22 protein-coding genes, 4 tRNA genes and 1 pseudogene are annotated in these 25,292 nt (G+C 40.3%); 13 read left to right on the top strand and 14 right to left on the bottom strand.

What is annotated here, in order from left to right; translation table 11 throughout:
• Positions 1-5: 5 nt before the first annotated feature.
• The 4 genes from miaB (at position 6) to AC3CAU_RS05410 (ending at position 3,824) form a co-directional block, all read left to right on the top strand.
• Positions 6-1,460, top strand: coding sequence for a tRNA (N6-isopentenyl adenosine(37)-C2)-methylthiotransferase MiaB (gene miaB, locus AC3CAU_RS05425; protein WP_447053654.1), 1,455 nt, complete (start codon positions 6-8; stop codon positions 1,458-1,460).
• A 39-nt stretch (positions 1,461-1,499) separates the two neighbouring features.
• The gene (locus AC3CAU_RS05420; protein ID WP_131214313.1) at positions 1,500-2,573 is read left to right on the top strand and encodes a PhoH family protein; all 1,074 of its coding nucleotides are present in this window, start codon (positions 1,500-1,502) and stop codon (positions 2,571-2,573) included.
• Between the two features lie 20 nt (positions 2,574-2,593).
• Complete coding sequence (gene ybeY / locus AC3CAU_RS05415) at positions 2,594-3,076, top strand: rRNA maturation RNase YbeY (RefSeq protein WP_424620213.1); 483 nt, start codon at positions 2,594-2,596, stop codon at positions 3,074-3,076.
• Positions 3,077-3,428: 352 nt separating this feature from the next.
• Positions 3,429-3,824 (top strand): hypothetical protein, encoded by a 396-nt coding sequence (locus tag AC3CAU_RS05410; RefSeq protein ID WP_424620211.1) that lies wholly within the window; start codon positions 3,429-3,431, stop codon positions 3,822-3,824.
• A 27-nt stretch (positions 3,825-3,851) separates the two neighbouring features.
• On the opposite strand, the gene AC3CAU_RS05405 is transcribed toward AC3CAU_RS05410, so the two are convergent.
• Complete coding sequence (locus AC3CAU_RS05405; protein WP_447053655.1) at positions 3,852-4,730, bottom strand: energy transducer TonB; 879 nt, start codon at positions 4,728-4,730, stop codon at positions 3,852-3,854.
• 238 nt (positions 4,731-4,968) lie between these two features.
• On the opposite strand from AC3CAU_RS05405, the gene AC3CAU_RS05400 reads away from it, so the two are divergent.
• From AC3CAU_RS05400 to AC3CAU_RS05390, 3 genes are all read left to right on the top strand, one after another.
• Positions 4,969-5,649 carry a hypothetical protein gene (locus tag AC3CAU_RS05400; protein WP_447053656.1) on the top strand — a complete coding sequence of 227 codons (681 nt, stop codon included), beginning with the start codon at positions 4,969-4,971 and terminating at the stop codon, positions 5,647-5,649.
• Positions 5,650-5,822: 173 nt separating this feature from the next.
• Positions 5,823-6,536 carry a DUF3108 domain-containing protein gene (locus AC3CAU_RS05395; protein WP_447053657.1) on the top strand — a complete coding sequence of 238 codons (714 nt, stop codon included), beginning with the start codon at positions 5,823-5,825 and terminating at the stop codon, positions 6,534-6,536.
• Positions 6,537-6,627: 91 nt separating this feature from the next.
• Positions 6,628-7,203 (top strand): xanthine phosphoribosyltransferase, encoded by a 576-nt coding sequence (locus AC3CAU_RS05390; RefSeq protein ID WP_424620203.1) that lies wholly within the window; start codon positions 6,628-6,630, stop codon positions 7,201-7,203.
• Between the two features lie 325 nt (positions 7,204-7,528).
• On the opposite strand, the gene AC3CAU_RS05385 is transcribed toward AC3CAU_RS05390, so the two are convergent.
• From AC3CAU_RS05385 to AC3CAU_RS05375, 3 genes are all read right to left on the bottom strand, one after another.
• The gene (locus AC3CAU_RS05385) at positions 7,529-8,140 is read right to left on the bottom strand and encodes a hypothetical protein (protein WP_424620201.1); all 612 of its coding nucleotides are present in this window, start codon (positions 8,138-8,140) and stop codon (positions 7,529-7,531) included.
• A gap of 86 nt (positions 8,141-8,226) precedes the next feature.
• On the bottom strand, positions 8,227-9,435 hold the full coding sequence (locus tag AC3CAU_RS05380; RefSeq protein ID WP_447053658.1) for a CsgG/HfaB family protein: 1,209 nt from the start codon (positions 9,433-9,435) through the stop codon (positions 8,227-8,229).
• Entirely contained in the window at positions 9,429-9,809 is a 381-nt protein-coding gene (locus AC3CAU_RS05375) for a hypothetical protein (RefSeq protein WP_131214322.1), read from the bottom strand. The genes AC3CAU_RS05380 and AC3CAU_RS05375 overlap by 7 nt, the downstream gene beginning before the upstream one ends.
• A gap of 529 nt (positions 9,810-10,338) precedes the next feature.
• Between AC3CAU_RS05375 and AC3CAU_RS05370 the strand changes: the two are divergent.
• Together AC3CAU_RS05370 and AC3CAU_RS05365 are read left to right on the top strand one after the other, a co-directional pair.
• Positions 10,339-10,543 (top strand): annotated as a pseudogene (locus AC3CAU_RS05370) (hypothetical protein); the annotation flags it as partial.
• A gap of 144 nt (positions 10,544-10,687) precedes the next feature.
• Positions 10,688-11,047, top strand: coding sequence for a hypothetical protein (locus AC3CAU_RS05365; protein ID WP_131217820.1), 360 nt, complete (start codon positions 10,688-10,690; stop codon positions 11,045-11,047).
• Positions 11,048-11,179: 132 nt separating this feature from the next.
• On the opposite strand, the gene wrbA is transcribed toward AC3CAU_RS05365, so the two are convergent.
• Positions 11,180-11,779 carry an NAD(P)H:quinone oxidoreductase gene (wrbA, locus tag AC3CAU_RS05360; RefSeq protein ID WP_447053659.1) on the bottom strand — a complete coding sequence of 200 codons (600 nt, stop codon included), beginning with the start codon at positions 11,777-11,779 and terminating at the stop codon, positions 11,180-11,182.
• Between the two features lie 114 nt (positions 11,780-11,893).
• Here wrbA and AC3CAU_RS05355 point away from each other — a divergent pair, with 114 nt between their 5' ends.
• Positions 11,894-13,141, top strand: a complete 1,248-nt coding sequence (locus AC3CAU_RS05355) for a YihY family inner membrane protein (protein WP_131217771.1) — start codon at positions 11,894-11,896, stop codon at positions 13,139-13,141.
• Between the two features lie 99 nt (positions 13,142-13,240).
• Here the strand turns inward: AC3CAU_RS05355 and yddG are convergent, their stop codons facing one another.
• From yddG to AC3CAU_RS05335, 4 genes are all read right to left on the bottom strand, one after another.
• On the bottom strand, positions 13,241-14,122 hold the full coding sequence (yddG, locus tag AC3CAU_RS05350; protein WP_424619727.1) for an aromatic amino acid DMT transporter YddG: 882 nt from the start codon (positions 14,120-14,122) through the stop codon (positions 13,241-13,243).
• On the bottom strand, positions 14,119-14,997 hold the full coding sequence (locus AC3CAU_RS05345; protein ID WP_424619734.1) for a DMT family transporter: 879 nt from the start codon (positions 14,995-14,997) through the stop codon (positions 14,119-14,121). The genes yddG and AC3CAU_RS05345 overlap by 4 nt, the downstream gene beginning before the upstream one ends.
• A gap of 205 nt (positions 14,998-15,202) precedes the next feature.
• A complete protein-coding gene (locus AC3CAU_RS05340; RefSeq protein ID WP_131217774.1) occupies positions 15,203-15,844 on the bottom strand; it encodes a fumarylacetoacetate hydrolase family protein in 642 nt (213 codons plus the stop codon).
• A 38-nt stretch (positions 15,845-15,882) separates the two neighbouring features.
• Positions 15,883-16,383, bottom strand: a complete 501-nt coding sequence (locus tag AC3CAU_RS05335; RefSeq protein WP_447053660.1) for a YcxB family protein — start codon at positions 16,381-16,383, stop codon at positions 15,883-15,885.
• Between the two features lie 232 nt (positions 16,384-16,615).
• Here AC3CAU_RS05335 and AC3CAU_RS05330 point away from each other — a divergent pair, with 232 nt between their 5' ends.
• Positions 16,616-17,866: an SRPBCC family protein gene (locus AC3CAU_RS05330; protein WP_447054342.1), complete on the top strand. Its 1,251-nt coding sequence runs from the start codon at positions 16,616-16,618 to the stop codon at positions 17,864-17,866.
• 88 nt (positions 17,867-17,954) lie between these two features.
• Here AC3CAU_RS05330 and AC3CAU_RS05325 read toward each other — a convergent pair.
• The 5 genes from AC3CAU_RS05325 to AC3CAU_RS05305 all read right to left on the bottom strand — a co-directional run bounded on the left by AC3CAU_RS05325 (position 17,955) and on the right by AC3CAU_RS05305 (position 20,375).
• A tRNA-Arg gene (locus tag AC3CAU_RS05325) sits at positions 17,955-18,031 on the bottom strand.
• A 331-nt stretch (positions 18,032-18,362) separates the two neighbouring features.
• Complete coding sequence (locus tag AC3CAU_RS05320) at positions 18,363-19,832, bottom strand: patatin-like phospholipase family protein (RefSeq protein ID WP_447053662.1); 1,470 nt, start codon at positions 19,830-19,832, stop codon at positions 18,363-18,365.
• A 235-nt stretch (positions 19,833-20,067) separates the two neighbouring features.
• Positions 20,068-20,144 (bottom strand) — tRNA-Arg (locus tag AC3CAU_RS05315).
• Positions 20,145-20,191: 47 nt separating this feature from the next.
• A tRNA-Arg gene (locus AC3CAU_RS05310) sits at positions 20,192-20,268 on the bottom strand.
• Between the two features lie 15 nt (positions 20,269-20,283).
• Positions 20,284-20,375 (bottom strand) — tRNA-Ser (locus tag AC3CAU_RS05305).
• 268 nt (positions 20,376-20,643) lie between these two features.
• On the opposite strand from AC3CAU_RS05305, the gene rnr reads away from it, so the two are divergent.
• Together rnr and AC3CAU_RS05295 are read left to right on the top strand one after the other, a co-directional pair.
• Positions 20,644-23,067, top strand: a complete 2,424-nt coding sequence (gene rnr / locus AC3CAU_RS05300; protein WP_424619717.1) for a ribonuclease R — start codon at positions 20,644-20,646, stop codon at positions 23,065-23,067.
• Between the two features lie 153 nt (positions 23,068-23,220).
• Positions 23,221-25,260, top strand: a complete 2,040-nt coding sequence (locus tag AC3CAU_RS05295; RefSeq protein WP_447053663.1) for a M3 family metallopeptidase — start codon at positions 23,221-23,223, stop codon at positions 25,258-25,260.
• Positions 25,261-25,292: the final 32 nt, after the last annotated feature.

Below are 25,292 nucleotides of genomic sequence, written 5' to 3'. Positions count from 1 at the left end.
CCTACATGACGGTTCAAACTTTCATTCCAAATAGTGCCCAAGCTGCTTCAGAAAACACTGTTACCCAGCCACAGCACACCCCAGCCGACGGATCAGTGAAAAAACTGTATATCGAAACGCAAGGGTGTCAGATGAATGAGTATGACAGTCATCGTATGGCAGACCTTTTGGGCGACTCACACGGTTATGTGTTAACCACTGATCCGAAACAAGCCGATATTCTGCTGATGAATACCTGCTCGATTCGTGAAAAAGCCCAGGAAAAAGTATTCTCCGAACTTGGTCGCTGGCGCAAACTGAAAGAAAAAAATCCTGATCTGGTGATTGGTGTCGGTGGTTGTGTGGCTTCGCAAGAAGGTGACAACATTCAAAAACGTGCGCCCTATGTCGACATGGTGTTTGGTCCGCAAACTTTGCACCGTTTACCGCAAATGCTGGATCAGCATAGCGATCAGATTGAAAAACCAAAGAAAGATAAAATCAAGCTGGTCGATATTTCTTTTCCGGACATCGAAAAATTCGACTTTTTACCTGAACCGCGCGTTGAAGGTTACAAAGCCTTTGTTTCGATTATGGAAGGCTGTTCAAAATACTGTTCTTTCTGCGTGGTGCCTTATACCCGTGGTGAAGAGGTTTCACGTCCTTTAGATGACGTACTGGCTGAAATTGCAGGTTTAGCTGAAAAAGGCGTGCGTGAAATTTCGCTATTGGGCCAAAACGTCAATGGCTACCGAGGTGAAACTTTCGAAGGCAATATCTGTACATTTGCCGACTTGCTTCGTTTAGTGGCTGAAATTTCGGGAATTGGCCGTTTGCGTTATACCACTTCACACCCGCTTGAGTTTAATGATGACCTGATTCAATGCTACCGTGATCTTCCGCAAATGGTTTCACATCTTCACTTGCCGGTACAAAGTGGTTCCAACGATGTACTGCAAGCTATGAAGCGTAACCACACTATTGATGTCTATATCGAGAAAATTAAAAAGTTACGTGCAGTACGCCCAGATATGCATTTATCTTCTGATTTCATCATTGGCTTCCCGGGTGAAACCGATAAACACTTTGAAGAAACTTATCAATTCATCCAGGATTTAGATTTCGACCATTCGTATAGCTTTATCTATTCAAAACGTCCGGGTACACCCGCTTCAGAACTTCCAGATACCACTCCGGAAGATGTGAAAAAAGAACGTCTTGGCAAAGTACAAAAATGGATCAAGCGTTCAAGCATTGATAAAACAGATGCCATGTTAGGAACCATTCAAAGGGTCTTGATTGAAAAAGTTTCTGACAAGGATCCAAACCTGCTGGTAGGTACTGCCGATAACACCCGTTATGTATCTTTCATTGGTGATCCTGCTTGGGTCGGGCGTTTTGCAGAAATCGAGATTACCGAAATTAAAACTTTGAATTTTGTTTACGGTGAGCTATTGAATCTTGAGCCTGACGTGGCGTAATGTAAGGTGATCGGTTAGACCACTTTATAAGGAATTCTCTTGACTGCAGCGATTCGACGTACAGTAAATTTTCCTGGTGTTTCAATGGAGCGTTTAAAAGGCATGCTGGGTGCTTATAACGGTCACTTGAAACAAATCGAACAACGTTTAGATGTCCAAATTTCCCATCGAGGTGATGCCTTTTACATCGATGGGGATATTGATGCAGTAGAGAGGGCCGAAAGCCTCTTGATGCGTCTGTATGAAGAAACTGAAATTAGCCAGCAAATTAGTGCTGACACTCTGCATCTGATGATCCAGGGTAGCCAGACAGACCGGGAGTTACAAAGTGATCCAGATCAGGAACATACTGGTCTGGATGAGGTTTGGTTACAGACTCGTAAAGGCCGGATTAACCCGCGCGGCGCCAATCAAAAACGCTATGTACAGCGTATTTTGCAAAGCGATATTTCATTTGGTATTGGTCCTGCGGGTACAGGTAAAACCTACCTTGCAGTTGCCGCCGCAGTCGACATGCTGGAACGCAATGAAATACAGCGTATTCTGCTGGTTCGTCCTGCAGTTGAAGCGGGTGAAAAACTCGGTTTCCTACCGGGTGATTTATCTCAGAAAATCGATCCATATTTGCGTCCACTTTACGATGCCCTGTATGAAATGCTGGGCTTTGAAAAAGTCGCCAAACTGATTGAACGTCAGGTAATTGAAGTTGCGCCCCTCGCCTATATGCGTGGTCGTACCCTGAATCATTCTTTTGTCATTTTAGATGAGGCGCAAAATACCACCCCTGAACAGATGAAGATGTTCCTGACCCGTTTAGGGTTTGGTTCACGCGCAGTGATTACCGGTGACGTGACTCAGGTCGATTTACCGCGTGGTCAGCAATCAGGTTTATCGCATGCTTTACGTGTGATTGATAAAATTCCGGAAATTCACATTACCCGTTTCCACTCTCGTGATGTGGTGCGTCATCAACTGGTACAAAAAATTGTCGAAGCCTATGAGGGTTGGGACAGTGAACAACAGCGTTTAAGTGCTGAAGCTCGGGCAGAACGCAAAGCTCGTCAGGAAGCCTTAATCGCTGAAAATGATGCTGCTGCCGATGCACAGCAGTGAGCTTTAAATAAGGATTCATTTTGAAACTTAGTCTTTCCCTACAACAGGACTTTCAAGCCGCTGAATTGGTCTTGAAACGTGCCTACATTAAAAAAGTTGTAGAAACAGCTTTACGTTATATCGGCACACAAAGTAATTGCGAAATCGGCATTGCCTGTGTCGATAATGACCAAAGTCATAAGCTTAATCTTGAATACCGCAAAAAAGACAAACCCACCAATGTATTGTCTTTCCCAAGTGATATTCCAGATGAAATGGCTGAATATTTAGATGCTTTTCCGCTTGGCGATTTAGTGATTTGTATTCCTGTGGTTTTACAAGAAGCGATCGATCAGCAAAAAACACCCATTGAACATTTCACCCATATGTTGGTCCATGGCACATTACATTTAATGGGTTATGACCATGAAACATCTGAGCAAGATGCCGAGGAAATGGAAGCTTTAGAAATTGAAATCCTGAAAAAACTCGGTTTTGATAACCCTTATACCGAGCAAGACTAGAATCTGACAGTTTAAAAGCGAGCGTAATGCTCGCTTTTTTATACTTCATATTGGGGCTTCACCTCACCCTAACCCTCTCCTTAAAGGAGAGGGAACTTTCAATCTTAATTTAACATCGGTAGTCCCTCCTCCCTGTGAGAGGAGGTTAGGTGGAGGGGAAATCTAATAAAATTTTTATCATTCTCACCCAAAATTTTTTCTAAAAGCATAGAAAAACTCTCTTTTTATTCATGCCTTTTAAACCAGATTCACGATTCTTTGCTTGAAAAGAAACATTACTTCTCTTATAAAAGATCAATCCAAGAAAAATAAAAACACCTTTAAAGACACATTAAAATATAGAGGCACCTTCATGAAAAAAATCCTGACTGCACTCTTCTGCATTTCTTCTTTAGCTTTTAGTTCACCGCTCTATGCTCATAATGAAACTACCTGCAAGCAAGTAAAATTTCAATCTACAGATAGCACGTGGGCAGGACATTATTATTTACAAGGTGTAATGGAAGTGGGTTCAGAACTTTTACTTGAACCCAATGGCAAATTTAAGTGGTATCTTGCCGTCGGTGCATTAGATCAATATGCCGAAGGAACATGGTGGAAAAATGGCAACTGTATTGGTTTAAAAGCCACATCAAAATATGCCAAAAACCTAGAAATATTCCCAACCCATTTAGAAATTCATGACAAAGATTTAACCGTGACTTGGCTCGGCGGACAGCAAGATGGTATTTATCGTCTTGCTGAATAATGACCATGCATCCGTTTTAAATTTGACTTATTTCACTTCAAATTCAGCTTCTGCGGGGTCAAAACGCCAAGTTCGGACAATACGAAGTTCTGAAATATCTTTCATCGCTTGATCAAACACACCAAAAGGTGCGGCTTTACGCACGGAATTTTTTGCAGCTTCATCCAATAGGGCATGTCCGGAACCGTTAATCAGACGAATAGCACGAATCCCGCCGTTTTTATTTAGAATCACCATTAAACGCACCTCCCCAGCCAGGCGTTGCAGTTTTGCGGCATCGGGATAATAACGGTTACCGTAAAATTCAACTTTTTGGCGGAATTTTTCCAAATAGGCGGCTGAAATATCCTGTTTGGCCTGAATACCATCTACGGTTTTAATTTTTTGCTGACGGCTAAAATTTTGCTGACGCTGTAAATATTGTGCTTCTAAACTTGCCACCATCGCTGCTTTGGCTTGAAACTGGCTATTCAGCGCTTGCATGGCTTTTTTACGCTGGTTCTGCTCAGCTTCTTTTTTCCAGCTTAAGGTCGTCATTAATACTTTTTCTTCAAAGCTTAATTCACGCTTCTGCTGTAACCGCTCTAAACTTTCTTGCTGTTGCTCACCTGCACTTTGTTCAAGCATTGGGGCTGGCATATCACTCGACATGCGATGCGCTTCACGGAAGGTTCCTGAACCTTGCTGATCTGCCTGTGCAAGAAAATCGGCATTTTCAACTGTGGCTTTACTCGGACGTAAAGTCACCGCAATTTCTTTGACTGCGGCATCACTTTCTTCCGGCATGGCAAATTGCAGGGTCAAAATAATCAAATGCAAGACTGCAGCTAAAATCACCGCGCCTGTGAAAATTGAATCTTTCCACCATACATGCATTAAAGGTGCAAAACTGATTTTCTTAAGCATCACATTAAACCGACAAAAAGTCTGGTCCCCAAACTGCATAAACGCAGTATAAATAAAAACAGTTGCGGCCTTTGAATGAAAAAATGAGAACTCAATCAACAAGCCAACTGTAGACAATTAAAATCATGAAAATGGTGCAATTAATTTTGCTAAACTGCAAGATGGAATATCTGTATTTTTAATACTTTCGACAAAATCTCTCGATGTCCAAGAAAATTAACTTGCTAGGATGCCCCATATGCAAACGCTAATATCCAATATTTCTAAACGTATACGCCAGGTATATCAAAGGGCTGAAGGATTTATTGAAGATGAGCGTGAATTCCCCCTATCTCAAGTTTTTTTGAATGCCACATTTCAGCGCTTTGTCACCGACAATGTTTCCATGCTCAAAGATTTGCATGCTGACTTGCATGAAGACTGGTTACGTTTATATGCAACGCTGGATGTAAAGGGTCTCTATATTACCCTTTCAGTCGATTTAAAACTGGTTCAGATGGAACTCAATAAAGACGTTCAGCTGATTGTATTTGAACAAATTAGTGACACCCAAGTCATTGAAGCCAAATTCAAAAACATTTTCCAGAAAATCGCAGTAAAATTTGCCTTATTTTTCTATCAAAAGGTGCTGAATAAAGACCCCTTGGGTATGATCCTAGAAAAGCTCAATGTCATTAAAGTTAAAGATGATTTACTGTATTTGGACTTAAACCGCTGGCTGGGTAAAAACCGTTCTATCATTGATACTCTAGCAAAAGTCCATGTCAATCATGCCGTTTTACGTGAAGCTGAACTGGTCGTAATGGGCAATGTAAATCTGACCGCATTATTTAAAAAAATGTCGGAACAACCGGTAGAAGACTGGTCAGCTGAAGAAGAACTAGAGGAAACTCAAGTTAGCCCGATCAAGCAGAAATAGCGCATGATTTAAATTATTTTTGCTAATTAAAGTCTGTATTTTTAACTGGAAAAAACTACATAAATATACAGATTGAACAAAAAAGCGAATTTTATCTTCATAATCAAAGTGCATAATAGCAACCAAGCAAAAAAAATTGCACTTTATTCAAACTTCATAGGAACATTTTACTTATGGCTCACAATGTATTGAAAACGATTGCGTTGGCATCTGGTGTAAGCACTACACTGTTGTTGGCTGGTTTCTCAAGCCAAGCATTTGCCATGAGTCCATTCCAGGCAAGTTATCAATTTAGCTATAACGGCAAAAATATGGGCTCGGCAACACGTACTTTAAGCAAGTCGGGGAACAACTGGACCTATGTTTTTGCTGCCAAAGCCGGGGCTATTGCCTCTGCAACTGAAACAAGCCACTTCAGTTTAAATGGCAACCAAATCCTATCCAGCAGCTTTAGCCGTAGCAGCAAAATTTTGGTGCATAACAACACCATGAGCATTAACTTTAATCCAAATGCTAAAACCATTAACACCAAAAAAGATGATAAGGCTCGCTCTTTTGCCTGGAAATCTGGGGTTCTAGATGAGTTAAATGCTGAATTACAGTTGCGTGAAGATTTAAAAACTTCGGGTTTGAAATCCAGTTATGCCATTGCAGATGCCAAAGAAGTTGAGGCACGCCGCTTTGTCAAACAAGGTTCAGAAACCGTTAAAACTTCTTACGGTAGCTTTGACACCATTAAGGTCGTGATGAAACATGATAAGCCTAACCGCGATACAATTTTCTGGTTAGCGCCTAAACTTGACTATGCACCAGTGAAGGTTTCTCATCAAGATGGCAAAACATCATACGGTTTGCTATTAACAGGCTATAAAGGCTCAACGAATTAATTGATTTGATCAATTTCGCTTGCATTTTTTGAGAGCCTTTTTAAAATACGCTTTTGCTTGAAAAAGCATCTGCCCTTAGAGGAATTCTCCCGTGCACGCACTAGAACAGAAAATCTTAAGTGAAGGTATCGTTCTATCTGATCAAGTTCTGAAAGTTGATGCTTTCTTGAATCATCAAATTGACCCGGTATTGATGCAGCAAATTGGTAAAGAATTTGCTGCTCGTTTTAAAGATGCAGGGATCACGAAGATCATTACCATCGAAGCTTCTGGTATTGCACCCGCAGTAATGGCAGGTTTAGAACTTGGCGTTCCTGTGATCTTTGCACGTAAATATCAGTCTTTGACTTTAAAAGATGATTTGTACCGCTCTAAAGTTTTCTCTTTTACCAAACAAATTGAAAGCACCATTGCCATTTCAAACAAGCACATTAGCGCTAGTGATAAAGCGTTAGTGATTGATGATTTCTTGGCAAATGGTCAAGCCGCTTTAGGTCTTGCTGATTTAATTCATCAAGCAAAAGCTGAAGTTGTAGGTATTGGTATTGTGATTGAAAAATCTTTCCAGCCTGGTCGCCAGTTGTTACTTGATAAAGGTTACCGTGTTGAGTCTTTGGCACGTATTAAATCTTTAGAGAACGGTGCAGTTAAATTTGTTCGCGACTAAGTGTCGAACTGAATTTTAAAAAGAGTGCTTAGGCGCTCTTTTTTATATTTAATCTTGCCTGTTATTCAGCTTCTGCTTTAGAAATAGATGCAAAAAAATCATAAATTCATTATATTCTTGTTCAATAATCCGAATAAAAATCACTCAACAGTATCCTTTCACATATTGCGTACATCGAACTTCCAGATTAAGTCGCAATATTTAGTAGGTTTATTCTGCTAAAGAATAATATTTAATCAACAATTTTATATTTATTTTGTTCTAGAATACAAAAAGTCTAACTATCCGAAAATAGTTAGACTCTGGATCATATTGAGAGGTGGATTTACTTTACAGTCACTGTAATGCTACCGGTGTTCACAGCACCGATTGCTGAAGTTTTAATACCATCAATATGATTCACTCTTCCGCCTATATTTACAGAGGCATCAATAGCTGCTGAGTTAAAAGCTAAATTTGCTGCAGTGTAATTACTCAAGGTTTCAGAGAACTGATCATAAGTGTCGGTATTCAGGCTGGCACTGATAGAACTTTCAAACGCCGATGAACCTTCAGAACGCCATTGTTCTAAAGAACGCTCTGCACTTTTTTCAGCATCAAAAGTTTTCTCTACTGTACCCGTATTCACGGCACTCAGATTGCCTTGTTGTAAGTTAATGCTACCGGTGTTTACTGCACCAATTGCTGAAGTTTCTACTGCGATTTTGTCTCCCACATTATTCAGTGAATTATACCCCCCGTGTACGTTGACTGTTGCATCAACAGTAGCGGTATTAATGGCAAGGTTAAGCGCAGTACCATTTTTAGCATGTTGAGATACAGCCGCCAAGGTAGCGTCTAAACCTGTATCTACAGTGACATGGTTGCCTGGATTTGCCATGGCTGCACTAGACAGGAAGGCAGCAGATAAGGCGATTGTTTTGATAGTCTTTTTCATAGTTATTTTCCCTTTCTAGTTTTGAAGTACTTCTCGCTAAGTACTTCTTTTTATAATGAGAGCGAGCTCATTTTTTATATATTTTTTTAATCACGCTGAGTACTTGACCAGTAATTTTCTAGCATTGCTGGATTGACATTCCCCAGCGTCGTAGTCTTTTCATCTTCTTTTTCTTTATCGACTTTTTCTTGAGTATCTTTTTCTTTATTCATTTTGCTTGAAGAAGATGAACCCTGTTTCTTGCTAATGTATTTTATCAGGTCCTGTTTGCTCATTTCAGGCTCACCTTCAGGATTCTGAATCAGCTCGGATTCTTTATGCTTAGGCGGCTTTGTATCCTTGCTTGGTGAGTTGGTCGATTTATTTCTCTCATTGGATGAACTTGTGTCATGTGAGGACGATTCCAACAGAGACCTACCTGAATTCGCAGTATTTTGTTTCTGGTTTTCCTTATATTTATACAGGGCAACAGAGCTTCGCGTTAACTCTAAGCGGCCAAATTCAGGAGGTATTTCAGTGCGGCAGCTTTCGAATGTTGTGGGCGGAATCACCTGACTGAGCAATTCAAAAGTTGCCAGATTTAACATTTGGCGCAACGCAAAATTTGTTGCCTCTCTCTCTCCTTTTCCGACCTGGATATTCAATAAAGTATGGCCAGCAAATCTACCTGCACTTATGCCGTAATCCTGTGCGGCAATTTGCTTTTGCAGTGAAACATTGGCAACAACTTTACTGCTGCGAGTATCGGTCAGGGATAAATCTAACCCCACCATAATTCGGGTTTGACTATAATTAGGGCCAACACCACCAATTTGCATATCAAAACCGCCACCCGGAATAAAATCCAAACTGTTAATACTGCCTGTCACATAATAATCAGAAGCCTGAATTTGCCTTGGATCACGAATTCCCCACTTGGCTTCGCTTTCTATAATACGAGGGTCACGCCGGTTCAATAAGCTCACCCCAGCCTGAAATAACGCAGACTGCACCATATCTCCAGCACCTTGAGTCACCATTTTGCCACTGCCGCCATTGGTTACCACATCTTTTCCTGTTTGGTCCAAAATTGCTCCAACAGAGAAATTGACGTCATTGCGCAGTTGCCCTTTCAGGCAGGATAGGGCCATATCAAAAGGGGTAAAAATATCGGTAATGGGTGGCCCTTGTACAAGGCTGACAGACTCCTTGTTTGAAAGAGCCATGCCTGTACATCCTGTCAGAAGGTGGCTAAAAAGGATCGTGATGCTTATAGAAGATATTTTTCTTCTATTCGACCGAGGGAAGTTCAACATAATGATGTTCCCCCAGGTTGAGTACTTAAGTTAGGACATTGCTGATTGTTTTGAGTGGTAGTCGAACTTACAGCTCCGTCATTGGCAGTATCATTTGAAATATCTACACCGTTGTTGGAACCATTGATATTCACATTACTCGTAGATGAGTTAAGCGTGCCTATAGAACTTGTCGATGTGCTGTTTATCGTAGTCTTTCCCAGTCCGGAATAATAATCTGAATCCATGAGTTCAATCAGGTTTGCTTGAACTAAATTCTCACTTGAGCGGCTAGTTGATGCTTTCCAACGCTGACTCCACTCATCAGATGTTGCATAAGTGTTACTCAGAAAACATAAACAAAATAAACCCACATTTATTACTGATATTCTCATGGTGTTTGCCATCCTTTAAAACAAGATGTTTATTTATTTTTCATTTAGTAATGTTTAATTATTAATTTTTAATTTCTCTAAGAAAGATTAAATCATATATAAAAAATAAAATGCAAAATTTATTATAATCTATATAGAAATTACTCCAAAAATAACACACATATCTTTGTTTATATTATACTTTTTTCTTATTTCATAATTGTAAGAAATCATTATATAAAAATTTTAAAAATGTGAAATTCACATGAAAAAACCAGTTAAATTAATATAGTTTTCATATTAAAAATAATAAATACATTTATTAATAAAGACTCAACTGGGGAGATTAATTCAGTTTATAAAACTGTAATTTTTGATTTTATTAAAATTTTATAAAAAGGTGAACAAAATCTCAATTTATTAAAAATATAACAAATTAATCATAATTAAGTTATTTGTATAGGAATTCCAAGAGGAAAGTAAGTTTTTCAGAGTAAGAGTAGAGTTTCACAGAAAAAATTAACCCTAATGATAAAATGTTAACGAGTGTGATGAATTTTTGGAGAATGATCAGGCTGCTTTAGGTCTTGCTGATTTAATTCATCAAGTAAAAGCTGAATTTTTGGTAGAGGGTTGAAAAAAATTCCGACCCGACTCGCTGCTTGTTACTTGATAAAAGTTACTGTGTTGAATCTTTAGCAGCAGTAAAATCTTTAGAAAATGAGTGCATTTACAACTCAGATAAACTTCTATGACTTTCATTCAGCTAGAATCAAGTTGCTATGAAATGTTTCTGACTCGATGTGTTAGAACATCCATACTGTAAATTGTGATGGTGCATTATCTGTTTGAAGTAATAAACTGGCTTCATTTCAAGATAACCAAAAGATAAATAATTGATGGAAAAATTTATGCAATGTCCTAAATGCGGATCTTCTGAAGTTGAAAAACGAGATCACGAGAAAAACATCAAGACAATAAGTGGCATCCTTCTTACTTCCGCGGGTGCAACAGCAGGTACAGTGGGTGGCGCAGCAACAGGTGCATCGACAGGTGCAGCCATTGGTGCTGTTGCTGGACCATTAGGGGTTATTTTCGGTGGCACCGTTGGCACATTTGTAGGAGCAATTGCCGTAGGTGTCACTGGCGGTATTTTAGGGAACATTTTCGGCAAAAAAGCCGGTGTAATTATCGATAAAAATGTGTTCTTAGATTACAAATGCCTAAAGTGCAATCATCGTTTTAAAGAAAAAGTATAACGGCTTAACGCTTGAATTTTATACTGTAATTTAAAAAGACCATTTATTTTAGAATGGTCTTTTTATTTTTATAAATCGATAAAAATTCTATTCAGAAAGTCCCCTACTTAAGTTGCTTTCTACTTTAGAAAATTATGAGTTTGTCTGTAGCTTTTTAACCACACTACCCAATCGCTTGCCCTGCTCTTCACATAAGACTTTTTCATCCTGGCTTAAACCTAAATCATGGCGCGGACCACTGACATGGCTTGCACCATACGGCGTACCACCCGATTTAGTATTGGATAATGCAGGATTGGCATTCGACAAACCCATGATCATCATGCCGTGATGAAACAATGGTGGCAGCATGGTCAGTAATGTGCTTTCCTGTCCGCCATGCATTGAACCAGATGAGGTAAAGACACAGGCCGGTTTTTGATGTAAAGCACCATTCAGCCAAAGACTGGTGGTCTGATCCCAAAAATACTTCATCTCCGATGCCATATTGCCAAAACGGGTTGGAGAACCGAGTGCCAAACCGGAACAGTTTGCCAAATCATCTAAAGTACAATAAATATCTCCTTCAGCAGGAATACTTGGCTCCGCTTCTTTGACCACTGTCGATAAATTGGGAACAGTGCGGATTTTTACAGCTATACCTGTAGATTCAATGCCGTTGGCAATTAAATAGGCCATGTCTTTCGTTGAACCATATTTGCTGTAATATAAAATAAGAACATAAGGCTGCATAATTTTTATAAACAAAGCTAAAAAAGAAAACTATACGGTATTTTTCCTTTTTTTTGGTTAAGCTTGATCATGAAAATTCATAAAGATGATTAAAAAAATTGAGACTTTATACCTATGTTAGAAAAGTATTTGAAAAAACTCCCTTTTTATGACAAGACTTGGTTTCAGTTTGTTTTATTTGTGATAAGACGTTTTGAAGCCGATCGTTGCCGTGAACAGGCAGGTTCCTTAACCTATACCACGCTATTTGCAGTAGTGCCCATGCTGACTGTTTTTCTGGTCATCATTTCTTCCATTAAAGCCCTTGAACCGGCAAGGCAACAATTACAACAACTGATTTATAGTAATTTCTTACCCCGAACCACGATTGCTTTTGACAAAGCCTTCAATGCTTTTACCGATAAATCCAGTAATTTGACTATCATTGGGATTTTATTTCTATTTATTACTACCGTAATGATGCTAACCAGTATCGAGACGGTGTTTAACCGAATTTGGCGCGTTCGTGAAACACGTGGCGGCATTATTGGATTCATGCGTTATTGGACCATTATCTCCCTGGGTCCAATTGTATTGGGCAGTGCCTTCGTTATTTCATCTGCCGTGGCTTCTTTAAATGTACTGAGCAATAATTTTGCCGGTTATGAATTAAATGGCGAGTTTATCTTTTGGGGTATTTCCTTTGCCCTGACCATTCTGGGTTTTTTCATTTTGAATTGGACTATTCCCAACCGGAGTGTTCCAATCAAGGCGGCTTTGATTGCGGGAACATTCAGTGCGGTGGTATTTGAATTACTCAAAAATCTGTTTGGTTTCATCATGTCCAATTTCACCAGTTATGAAATTGTCTACGGTGCTTTTGCCGCCGTGCCGATTTTCCTGTTATGGATTTTCTTGTCCTGGAATATTGTCTTGTTAGGCGTTGAAATCAGTTATGCAATAACCGCTTTTTATTCAGGCAAAGAACGGAAACGTCATCCTGTGATTATGCTGCTGGATTTACTGGAACTGTTTTATAAAAAACAACTGAAAGGTGAAAGTGTTTCTGATGAAGAAGCTTTAAGCATTTTAGGGCGTGAAGAAATTGGGCGCTGGCCTTCTTATGTACTGATGCTTGAAAAACAAAATTTGGTCAAACGTACCGACAATGACGAGTTTGTGCTAGCACGCAATCTGGATCAAGTCGATTTCTGGAGTTTCTATACCCAGTTACCCTATCCACTTCCACGCCGTCAGGATATGGGCAATCTTCACCCTGACGATGAATGGATGCAAAAACTGGGGCCTGCACTGGTTGAAACTGATGACTATCTTTCAGCAAAATTAGCGATCCCGTTATCCAAAATTCTGGAACAGAAATAAACCTTTAGGTGGATCAGCCTGCCATTTATTGAGAAATTTTACTTTATATAGAAACTTTTATCCTTCCTCATTAAAAGAGGAAGGATAAATATTTAAGACTTAAATTTCAGAAGTACTTTTCCAGCAAATTACCGCCCCAAAAGTGACTAAGCATGTTCCGATCCAAAAGGTAAAATTCGGGGTGGTATTCAAAATTAGCATCGACATACAGGAAGATAAAACAGGCATAAAATAGGTAGCAAGGATCAGCAGTTTTATATTGCCAAACTGCAAACTCTGATTCCAGTTGCTATAGGCAATTCCCACCAAACCACCAGTTACTGCAATCAACAACCACATACTCAACTGTGGAAAAATAAAAGCCTCATCCATAATAAAATGAATGCCCCATAAGGCGATTGCCGTCACTATAAAAAATAGCGGTACCGCATTTTGTCCTTGGGCATATTTTTTGGTCATTACGCTATAACATGGCCAAAGCAAAGCCCCTAAAAATGCAAAAAAATAGGCCATGGGATTTTGTTGCAGTATGTGCAGAAATTGATGCAAATTCAAAATGTCCGGATTAACCACCAGCAATAGCCCAAGGACAGAAATAATAAAGCCTAAAATAACGGGCCAACGATAATTCAGCTGCTTAGCCAGGATTGAAAATACAATCGTAAGTGGCGGCCACAAATAATTAATCATTGCAATAATCAGCACCTGATCATGATTGTGTGACAAGGCAATCGAAACTAAAAATAGAATTTCATAAGCCACAAATAAAGCACCACAGCCCCACACATAAGCTTTCGAGATGTGCTGAAAACGCGGCAGTCCATTCAACACTAAAATGGCGATTGCACTAAAACTATAAATCAGGGCAATGGCTGAAACAGGACTTAAGGATTCAGTAATCAGTTTAACCACTGCAACCAGACTTGCCCAAATCAAGATGGATGAAAAGCCTATTAAGGTGGCTTTATTGCATGCTTTCATGCGTTACTATTTTTCGGCTTGAACCAGCCCTGTAAACTCACCACCAATACACCAGCCATCACCATAGCTGTGCCAATAATAAAGTTCATTTCGATGCTTTCATTGAGCAACCACACACCAAACAGCATGCCAAATAAGGGCGTTAAAAATGAAAACACCCCTAAACGTGAAGCCAAATAACTTTTCAATAGCCAGAACCAAATCAGATAACTGGCAAATGAAATAGCAACGCTATGGAAAATCAGACTGCTAATGGCAAGTGTTGTCCAATGAATGCTGGCTTGTCCCAACACGAAAGTTAAAGGAAATAAAAATACAAAACCACCGGCCAATTGATAGAACAAAGTCTGGGTCGCGGGCGCATCAGAAAGCTTGCTTAAGCGAACGGCAATTGTGGTGGCTGCCCAGAGAACTCCTGCCAATAACGCCAAAAAATCTCCAAACAGTACGCGCGATAGATCGTACTCTGAACTGCCGTTACGTCCAATAAACGTCACTACAATACCCAAAAAAGCGATAAAAATACCGCACCACTGCAAAATGGATAATCGTTCAGAAGGCAATTTCCAGTGCAGACCTAAGGCCACAAAAATAGGTGCGGTATAAAGCAGCACAACAGTATGTGACGCAGAAGTATACCGGATGGCTTGAGCAAGCATAAAAAACTCAGCAGCAAATAATATAGCCACCGTTAAGCCAGGATACAAATAATCTTTGCTCCACAATGCCTTCCCTTCTGCAAGCTTGATCAGTGGATAAACCATTAAGGCAGAAAGTCCTGATCGCAAGGCAACTTGCATTAAAGTAGAAATATCTGGAGCCGCCATTTTTAAGACAACTTGCTGTAAGCCCCAAAGAATACACAAGCCAAACATGATGGTAGAGGCTTGTACATCCAGTGCCTTGCGTTCTATCACTATTTTTCCTTGAAACTTACCGTATTTTTACGCGTCCAAAGATACGCTAAGTCTCTCAATTTCGAAATTGAAGATCATCTGGTTGGAGATAATTTGACAAGTATTTTGCGTCATATCTATTTAAAAAAAGACCGCCTAAGCAGTCCTTTTCTTCATTCAAAGCTTAAGCCTGAACAAAGGTTTTCCAGACAAAATCTTGGGTTTGACCTTGTAATGTCATGGTCAATTGATCGTCTGGTTTTAAGGCCGCCACACCTGCTGGCGTACCCGTCATCACCACATCACCCGGTTCTAAAGTAAAGACCTGACTGATATCTGCAAGCAAAGTCGCAATATCAAAAATCAGTAAAGAAGTATCACCTTTTTGACGCAGCTCATCATTGACATGCAAGGTGTAATGCACACCTTTCCAGTCTTTGACTTCTGAAAGCTCCACCCAGTCTGCCAAGACACACGAACCATCATAGGCTTTGGCACGTTCCCAAGGCTGTCCTTTCTTCTTTAAATCATCTTGCAAATCTCGCAGGGTCAAGTCCAAACCTAAAGTCACTGCACCGACTGCTTGCAGGGCTTTGGCTGGATCGGTTTCTGCTTTTAAAGTACGGTCGATCCTTAAGCTGAGTTCACATTCATAGTGGCAATTGCCCCACTCAGGATTCCATGAGATACCTTGTTCTAAACTCGTCAAACTACTGGGCGGCTTAATAAATAAAACTGGACGATCAGGAATAGCATTGCCTAATTCTTTGGCGTGGTCTGCATAGCTACGACCGACACAGACAATTTTAGATGGACGTGTATTCATGATCTTCCCTTTTAATTTACATTTAAATATTTTAAAACTTACTTTTTGAATGTATTTTCAAATACCGTTTGATCCGCAGATTGCTGCTCAAAAGCACGTTTCGGCACAATAATGACGGTACGGTTTTTTAGCTCAATCATATAGGTGAGTTTACCTATAGCAAAATTTTGTACTTCACTGTAGTTGAATATCTGCTTACGACCATTAGCATAAATTTCGGCATAATCTTGAAATAATTCGATGCCCTGTTCACTTTTACTGAATTGGTATTTTACAAATTGACGTTTAAACATCATGGGTAAAAACCAGTAACGCATAATCAACTGTAAAATTAAAAAGAAAGCGCCAAGCGCCACGTAATAGCGACCTACGCCATTAAAGCCGAGATAAAAACCCCAAATAATGATTCCGATACTCACCAACGGGGTAATAAAGCGCGTGAGCTGCTTTTTACCAAAAGTTGCAAGTGCAAAACCATCTTGTGATTCTTCCAGGTTTAAGGAATAACGTAGTGATACCGCGGGCTTGGTCTCTGACATATTTCATCATCAAATTATTACAACAATTGCGCTAGATATTACACCAGATTTGACCTTTTTCTTATTGTTTTTACTCGCCCCCATCACAATCAAATTTACATAAGTTTGCTTCCCAAGGCTTTAAAAATTGATTAAAACATCAGCATTCAGTAAGAAAAAAGCATAAACAGGATGTGATATGCAAACCCATAAAAAGAAATGCAGCTTCTTGATTCTGTGCTGCCTGATTGGCATGCAGACTTCTGCAAAAATTATTCAATGGAAAGAACAAATTCCCAGCAGCTTAAGTGTATTTCAAGGTAAAGCTCAAACACTGGCAGATTTGACTGCAAACCGTATTTTGATTTATGCCCATCCTGCACAGGCAATTACTTTGCCGACCTTTAAAAATCCGCAAAGTATGACAGGCAAGTTTTATACCGGTGCAGTCGTTGTACCCGCCAATAGCCAAAACGTAGCACGACTTTTAAGTAACTATAGCGGGTACAATCGGCTATTTCCGACCTTAAAATCTGCGAAAGTACTGGTGCAGCAAGGCGCAATTACACAGATGAAATATCAAGTATCTATTCCCACTCCTATTCCTATCTTAAACTTTAAAGAAAATGTGTTGATGCAGCATCATTTAACTGCCAATAGTATTTCTACCATTGTACTGGATGCCCCGATTCCTTACGGCGCGGGTAAAATTGAATGGTTTGATTTAGGCGGAAACAAGACTTTAATTACTGTTACTCAATGGGGCGACTTAAACCACCCTAAAGGCTTTTTATTCAGTACCATTTTGAATGCTCTTCCAGAGGCCAAACTCGGTATTCCTTCTGGTACCAACGCTTTTTTATTAGAAGCCTTGCAACAACATTTTAAAACGCCTAGCTCTCAAATCCTAAAAGTTGGAGAATTACCTGAAACCCGATTAAGTTCAAGTCAGGTTCAAAAAATTGCAGCATTGAGCCAGTTCTCGCAAGAACCCGTCTCGTTTATTTTGCCATCCAATAAAGTGCCTTATTCGCATGGCCTGGAAAGCTTGCGTTTTAGTAGCAGCTATCAATATTTTGCCAAAAGCCCGCAACAGTTAAAGCATTGGCTGAGTGTGCCTGCTTATCAGGAACTTTTTCCACGCCAGATTAAAGACATCGACATCAAACAAATTGATTCCAACACCTTTGATGCAGCCTATAAAATTTCAGTCGGATTGGGCGTAATCAATATTCCATTCGATTTTAAGCTGCGCTTTGACTATCCCAACAGTTTAGAAAATCAGTTTGATGCGGTAGGTGGAGATTTGCAGTTTGTCAAAGGTGGGATGCAGCTGATTCCTCAAGGCAACGGTACCTTATTAAATGTCACCAGTGCCATGAAAATTCATGACAAAGCGCCTTTCCTGCTTCGGGCGATGCGAAGCATGCCTTATCATGACATGTTACCTGCGATTGGTGGCAATACCGTATTGGCATTAAAAATTAAGCAGAAGATGAAATAATTTTTTAACATATTTAATTTATGCTAGACACAAAAAAACCGCAATTAAGCGGTTTCTTCCAGTTTTACATCTGTCGATGGGTTCAAGTTGGTGCGCTCAGAGAGATTCGAACTCCCGACCCCTTAGTTCGTAGCCAAGTGCTCTATCCAGCTGAGCTATGAGCGCGACGTCTTGATGTGCTGCATTATACGCGTTTTTAACTTTCTGTTAAGTGCTTTTTAACAAATCCGTCATCAAGTGAACAGTTATTGGGCAGAAATCAATTATTCATCTATTTTTTAAACAAAAATGGCCGATCGTGTAATTTATCATGACATCTTTCTCAAACATTGATCTTAAAAATCAGCCACAAGCCCTGAACATGCTCTAGACTCTAATGTTCAGGAAAATAACTTAATTGGTAAAGACAGATGTGAAGCTATTTAGAATATCATCAGTGGTTGCTAGAATATTTAGTAACCACAAGAAAATACGCATATAACTTTCTTGAACCTATTTATGGCAATAAAGAGAATTTTTTAATTTTCTGTTTTTTTTCTTGATAGGCTCGGGTATCCGCCACAATTAACTGTTCTCTTAAATTTTTATATTCTTCCCAATTAAAGGGTGGAATTGTATATGGTGGATAAGGTTTTTGTTTGTTACTTGAAGCATATACGTCATTTCCACAAATAAAGTCACAGGCTGCTTTTGCACCTAATGCAAATAGTGCAGCTTTTTTTTCATCCGACATATTGAAATCAAGAATCCCAAAAGTATCTGATTCATTGGGCTTAATTTTCCCCCATATTTTTTTCACAATATTATTCGAGTTATTTTTACGATTTGGCACATATTTCTGTGAAGTATCTACATATGTAATCAATTGTTTGTAATCATCATTATTAAGCAAAAAAGTATAATCATTGGTATGAATAGTCGTTTTGACGAGTGCTGTTAAATAGTCGGATATACTGTCTACGGTTGAAGCTTTTTTCCTACTAATATCAAGTTTGACTCCAAATGTAGGACATAATGGAATGCTGTCCCGAGAATGAAAAACATCAATTGGGAAATTAGAGATCACCCCTCCATCAACCAGATAAGCAACTTCAGGAAGGTTCCCTTCAAAGCCCGTTAATACCTGCCAAAACTCTTCACGATTTTCGGGTATGTTATTGATTCGAACAGGTTCAAAAAACAACGGAATGGATATAGAAGCCCTGACATAGTGTTTGGGATGAACGTCTAGGGGATTATTCCAGTATAAATACCCCATTTGAGGAAAAATAATTTTGCTTTGAGTAGTAATATCTGATGCAATAATAGCCAATTTATTGGTTTTGAAAGTATTTTCAAAGCGGATTTGATCAAGAGCCGGGTATTTTCTTGTGCTGATTTCTCTGATTTTTAAATTTTTATTCTCTAGTTTTTTAAAAAGTTTAGCCGTGGTTGAAACATTATGCTGATTTAAAATACTGTCCAACCAGTTTTCAAAGTACTGCCCTGGATTAATCCCCAGCTTATTTTTGCTAAATTTTCCGAGAGTTAAAAGACCTATCAGTTTTGGAAACATTTCAAAAAGTGGAGAATCTTTTTGCTCAATATCACTCGCTAATTCTTGAGCTAAAATGCCACCATCAACAAAATTTTTTAAATCCATTTTATTAAAAATAGCCAGGAGCTGTTCACTTTTTTTGTCAGAGGATTGCCCTAAAGCTGCAAGAACTATTGCGTTTATTGCACCTGCTGAAGTTCTAGCTAAGTTTAGAAAACGAATACCTGCTTGTTCAAGCGTGTATGTATAACCGATTAAGGCAAGCCCCCACACCACACCTCCTTCCAACACCAAATCAATATATTGGTTACCTTGGTGATCGGTAATATCCGAGATTGGCTGCGCCGTAATTTTATCTCGAATTGAATGGATATAGCCCTTTTGACCATGAATGTCTTCATTATCTTTGATTAAGGTAAGTAGAGTCATATTTAAACCCTCACTATCATAATTTATCGGAGGTAAAATCTTTTTATTGAATGAATAAACTAAACCGAAATATAAAAAACTTCTATGTTTGAAACTCTTTCTGACAAATGCAGTGAAGCCCATTTTTAAAAATATTTAAGCAAGCTCAATCAGATGCTCTAACTAAATTTCAGGCACAAAAAAACCGCAACATATGCGGTTTTTTCCAGTTTTACATCTGTCGATGGGTTCAAGTTGGTGCGCTCAGAGAGATTCGAACTCCCGACCCCTTAGTTCGTAGCCAAGTGCTCTATCCAGCTGAGCTATGAGCGCGTACTTGAGTTGTCTTTCGACGTCGTTACATTTACGTTTAACTTGATTGGTGCGCTCAGAGAGATTCGAACTCCCGACCCCTTAGTTCGTAGCCAAGTGCTCTATCCAGCTGAGCTATGAGCGCATTTCAAGTTATTCGTGGCGGTGAGAGAGGGATTCGAACCCTCGGTGGGCTTTAAGACCCACGCTCCCTTAGCAGGGGAGTACCTTCAGCCACTCGGCCACCTCACCGTAACGAGCCGCCATAATACAAACTAAACTCTACTACTTCAAGTCACATTTCAAAAAATTCTGATATTTTTAATCAATCATCTATTTTTTAAACGATTTACAGCTTTATTAAGCCCCTTTTCCCGCTTTTCTAGACAGTTGCTCGTGTGAAATATGCTGCTTCACTGTAAAATTGGAATTGAAAACACAATATTGCAATCATTTTCGTGCAGTATCCTGCTGCATGACTTATGCTAATCCTATCTTCTGACATGAAGCCAAAGACATTATGAAAAATTGGGTCGACCCTGAAGCCAAGGCTGAAGCCGAACGTTATGACAATCCTATTCCAAGCCGTATTCTCATTTCAGAAACGATTGAAAAACTACAAGCACCACAATCTCATGCAGATTTAGTGGAACACTTCAATATTGCAGATGAAAAAAGTATAGAAGCACTCAGCCATCGTTTAAGTGCCATGGTACGCGATGGTCAATTGATGAAAGATGGGTTCAGGTTCCAGCTCGCAACCAGCCAACCGACTCATGAAGCAACCGTCTACATCAATTCGAAAGGGTTGGGAACCGCAAACATTTCCGGTCATGATGATATTTTATTACCTGAACGTGAACTGCGTTTGGTCTTTAATGGTGACCGCGTTAAAGTTCGTCAAACCTCTGTAGACCGCAAAGGTAAACCTTGGGGTTTTATTACTGAAGTTGTACAGCATCGTGTAAAACAGATTATTGGTAAAGTTGCGGTGTATGACGGCGAATACTTCATTCAACCTGCGAATCCTAATGCACATCAACCGATTACCTTAGAAAAAGAACTGATTGAACATGCCCAAGTTAAAGTGGGTGATTCTGTTCGTGTCGCCATTGATGACTACCCGACCCGTGAAGAATTACCTACAGGCCACATCGTGCAATCGATGGCGGATAAAGCTGATACGGAAATCATTATTCCACAAACCATTTTAGAGTTTGGTTTGCCTTATGAATTTCCAGAAGAAGTGGTTCGCGATGCAGAAAGCTTTAAAGAACCGAACGAACAGGACCGTGAAGGTCGCATCGATTTACGCGATTTAGCCCTCGTCACTATTGATGGTGAAGATGCACGCGACTTTGACGATGCTGTGTATGCAGAAAAACGTCCAGGTGGCGGTTATCGTGTGGTGGTTGCGATTGCTGACGTCAGTCATTATGTCCGTACCGATAAACCACTGGATGATGAAGCAAAAGAACGGGGTACCTCTGTGTATTTCCCGCACTTTGTTTTGCCGATGCTGCCTGAGGCACTCTCCAATGGTCTTTGCTCGCTCAACCCACACGTAGACCGTCTCTGTATGGTATGTGATTTGACTTTATCCCGCGCGGGTAAAGTTACCGGCTTCCAGTTCTATCCATCAGTCATGCATTCAAAAGCACGTTTGACTTATACCCAAGTGGCAGAATACTTTGATGGCAACAGCAATGCGATTCCTGAAGACCGCAGTGTGCACAAGTCATTAAATACTTTGTTCCAGCTGTATCAGATTCTCAAAGGTTTACGTTCTGAACGTCATGCGATGGAATTCGAAACCGTCGAAACTTATATGACTTTTGATGAGTTGGGTGGAATTAAAGAAATTCTGCCGCGTTCACGCAATGAAGCGCATAAGCTGATTGAAGAATGTATGTTGCTGGCCAATGTTGCAGCAGCAGAATATGCATTAGAAAACGATATTCCAATGTTGTACCGTGTGCATGAGCCACCTGAATTTTCGCGTATCCAAAAAGTTCGCGAGTATGTGAAGTTGCTTGGCTTACCCTTCCCTGAACAGCCAACCCAAAAAGATTACCAAGCAGTGATTGATGCGACAAAAGACCGTATTGACGCGCCAAGTATTCATGCGGTGTTATTGCGTTCAATGATGCAAGCCTATTACGGCGCAAACAACGCCGGACATTTTGGTTTGGCTTATGATGCCTATACGCATTTCACCTCCCCTATTCGTCGCTACCCTGATTTGTTGTTGCACCGTGCCATCAAAGCGCATTTAAAACAAAAGCCTTTCGCGCTCTCAGGTGCCGCTTTAGATGATGCAGGTGAACATTTCTCTCAAACTGAACGCCGTGCGGATGAAGCATCACGTTCTGTCACCACCTGGTTGAAATGTCACTATATGCAGCAGCATTTAGGTGAAGAATTCGTGGGTACCATTAGTGCAGTCGCTGAATTTGGTTTATTCGTCACCCTTAAAGACCTCTATGTCGATGGCATGATTCACGTCAGCCAATTGGGCGATGACTTCTTTGTTTATGATCAGGCCAGTCAAAGCTTGGTCGGTCAAAGTCGTGGCCAAACCTTTAGTCTTGGCGATGAGGTCAAAATCAAAGTCGCAGCCGTGAATCTGGAAGATCGCAAGATTGACTTTCAACTGTTACAACAAATGACCCATGCCGGTCGTGCAATTCGTAGCCGTGCCCCACGTGTGGCCAAGACCACAACAGAGGAAGTGTTTAGCCCGCGTGCTAAAGCGGTGGTGAGTGAAGATGGTGAACAGCCAATTCGCAAGAAAAAGCCAAAAAGCAAGTCAGCTTCTTTTGCTAAAAAGTCCGACAAAAAGCCATCAGCTAAATCGGAGCTAAAAGCCAAAGATAAAGACAAAGTGAGAAAAAAGGCTAAGCCGAAAAAGAAAAAGGATAATGCCAAACCTAAGATAGAATAATGTTTTAAAATTAAGCCCTACTTCGGTAGGGCTTTTTTTATTGATCATCGATATTCATATGTATTTACCCATAAAAGCAATCTAGACCTTGATTTCCTTATGCCTAAGCCCTACATCTATTATTAAGTTTATAAATGAAATGGCGTATTAGAAATGACTTTAGAAAAGGCGACCTTGCCCGTTCCCCAATTTGATCAAATTCAACTTGCAGACTTAAAACAACAGATTGAACAAGCCATTCAACAAGGACAAAACTTTTTAAATGATTTAACCGAAGTCCCTGAAAGTATTCAGGCGCAACTGGCCGTATTAGACCAAGTGGATACCCTTGAAAATAATATGAGTGAATCTTGGGGTGTGCTATCCCATCTCAATGCGGTGATGAACAACACAGAAACCCGTGAACTCTATCAATCCCTGCTGCCTGCCTTAAGCGAATACTATACCCAACTGGGTCAACACACAGTGTTATATCAAACGTATCAGAACGTGCAGGATGCAACTGTATTTAATACCTTGCCTGAAGCGCATCAAAGTGCGATTAAACTGGCCCTGCGTGACTTTAAACTTTCAGGCGTGGCTTTAGAAGGCGAAGCCAAAACACGTTATGCAGAAATTTCCGCACGCTTATCTCAGCTTTCATCCGACTTCTCCAACCATGTGCTGGATGCAACCCAAGCCTACTTCAAACCACTTAACGAAGAGCAACTCAAAGGCTTACCACAAAGCAGCATCGATTTATTAAAGCAATATGGTCAGCAACGTGAACTTGAACAAGCGGTTGCCACTTTAGATATTCCTTCTTATCTTGCGATTATGACCTATGCAGATGACCGTGGCTTACGTGAGGAACTGTATAAGGCCTACACTACACGTGCTTCAGATCTGTCTGAGCATCCTGAATTTGACAATACGCAAGTGATGGAGGAAATCTTAAGCCTGCGTCATGAAATGGCTCAGCTATTAGGTTTTAACAATTATGCCGAGCTTTCACTGGCTAGCAAAATGGCGCCAGACGTCGAAACGGTCGATAAATTTCTGGTCGACTTGGCCGAACATGCCCGTGCGCCAGCAACTCAAGAAATTGCCGAACTCAAAGCCATCGCATCTCAAGATGGTATTCACGATTTACAGCCTTGGGATACCGGCTACTATTCTGAAAAGCTTAAAGTTCAGCAATTCAATTTATCCCAAGAGTCATTAAAACCATATTTCCCTGCTCCGAAAAGTCTGCAAGGCTTGTTCAGTATTGTGAACCGTCTTTACGGCATCAATATTGTGGAACGCGAAGCTCCGGTTTGGCACCCAGATGCACGTTATTTTGAACTGGAAGATCAAGGCACTGTGGTTGGCGGTTTTTACTTTGATCTGTATGCCCGCAGTGGCAAACGCGGTGGTGCATGGATGAGTGGCTTCCGTTCACGTATGCAAACCAAAGATGGCTTACAAAAGCCGATTTGCTACATGGTGTGTAACTTTACTCCTGCGGTCGGTGATCAACCTGCCCTGCTCACGCATGATGAAGTAAATACCTTATTCCATGAATTTGGGCATGGCTTGCATCACATGTTGACCGAAGTCGACCATATTGCGGTAGCAGGTACACACGGCGTGGATTGGGATGCGGTCGAGCTGCCAAGCCAGTTTATGGAATTCTGGACTTGGGATACCGACAGTCTGGATCTGCTCAGTGAACACATCGAAACCAAACAGCATTTACCGCAAGACTTGTTGAAAGCATTACTGGATGCACGTTTCTTCCAGTCCGGTATGCAAACCTTGCGTCAAATTGAATTTGCCCTATTTGACTTATCCATCCACAAGCACAGTTCTGCTTTAGATGCAGAACAAGTCCAAGCCACCCTCGACGATATTCGCCAAAAATATGCGGTAGCGCCAACGGCAAGTTATAACCGTTTCCAGCATAGTTTTAGCCATATTTTTGCCGGTGGCTATGCCGCAGGTTATTACTCGTATAAATGGGCGGAAGTTTTGGCCAGCGATGCGTTTGATCGTTTCGAAAAAGAAGGGGTTTTTAACATTCAGACCGGAAAAGAATTTCGTCAATTTATTCTAGCAGTTGGCGGAAAAGATACAGCACTTGATGCGTTTATCAATTTCCGCGGACGCGAGCCAAAAATAGATGCTTTATTACGTCATCAAGGTTGGACGAACCCCGCTAAAAACGCTTAAAATAGGCGTCTTAGATTGATCAGAAGGTAAGT

It is taken from the genome of Acinetobacter sp. GG23 (assembly GCF_057766365.1).
This window is presented reverse-complemented; position numbering and strand designations above follow the sequence as displayed.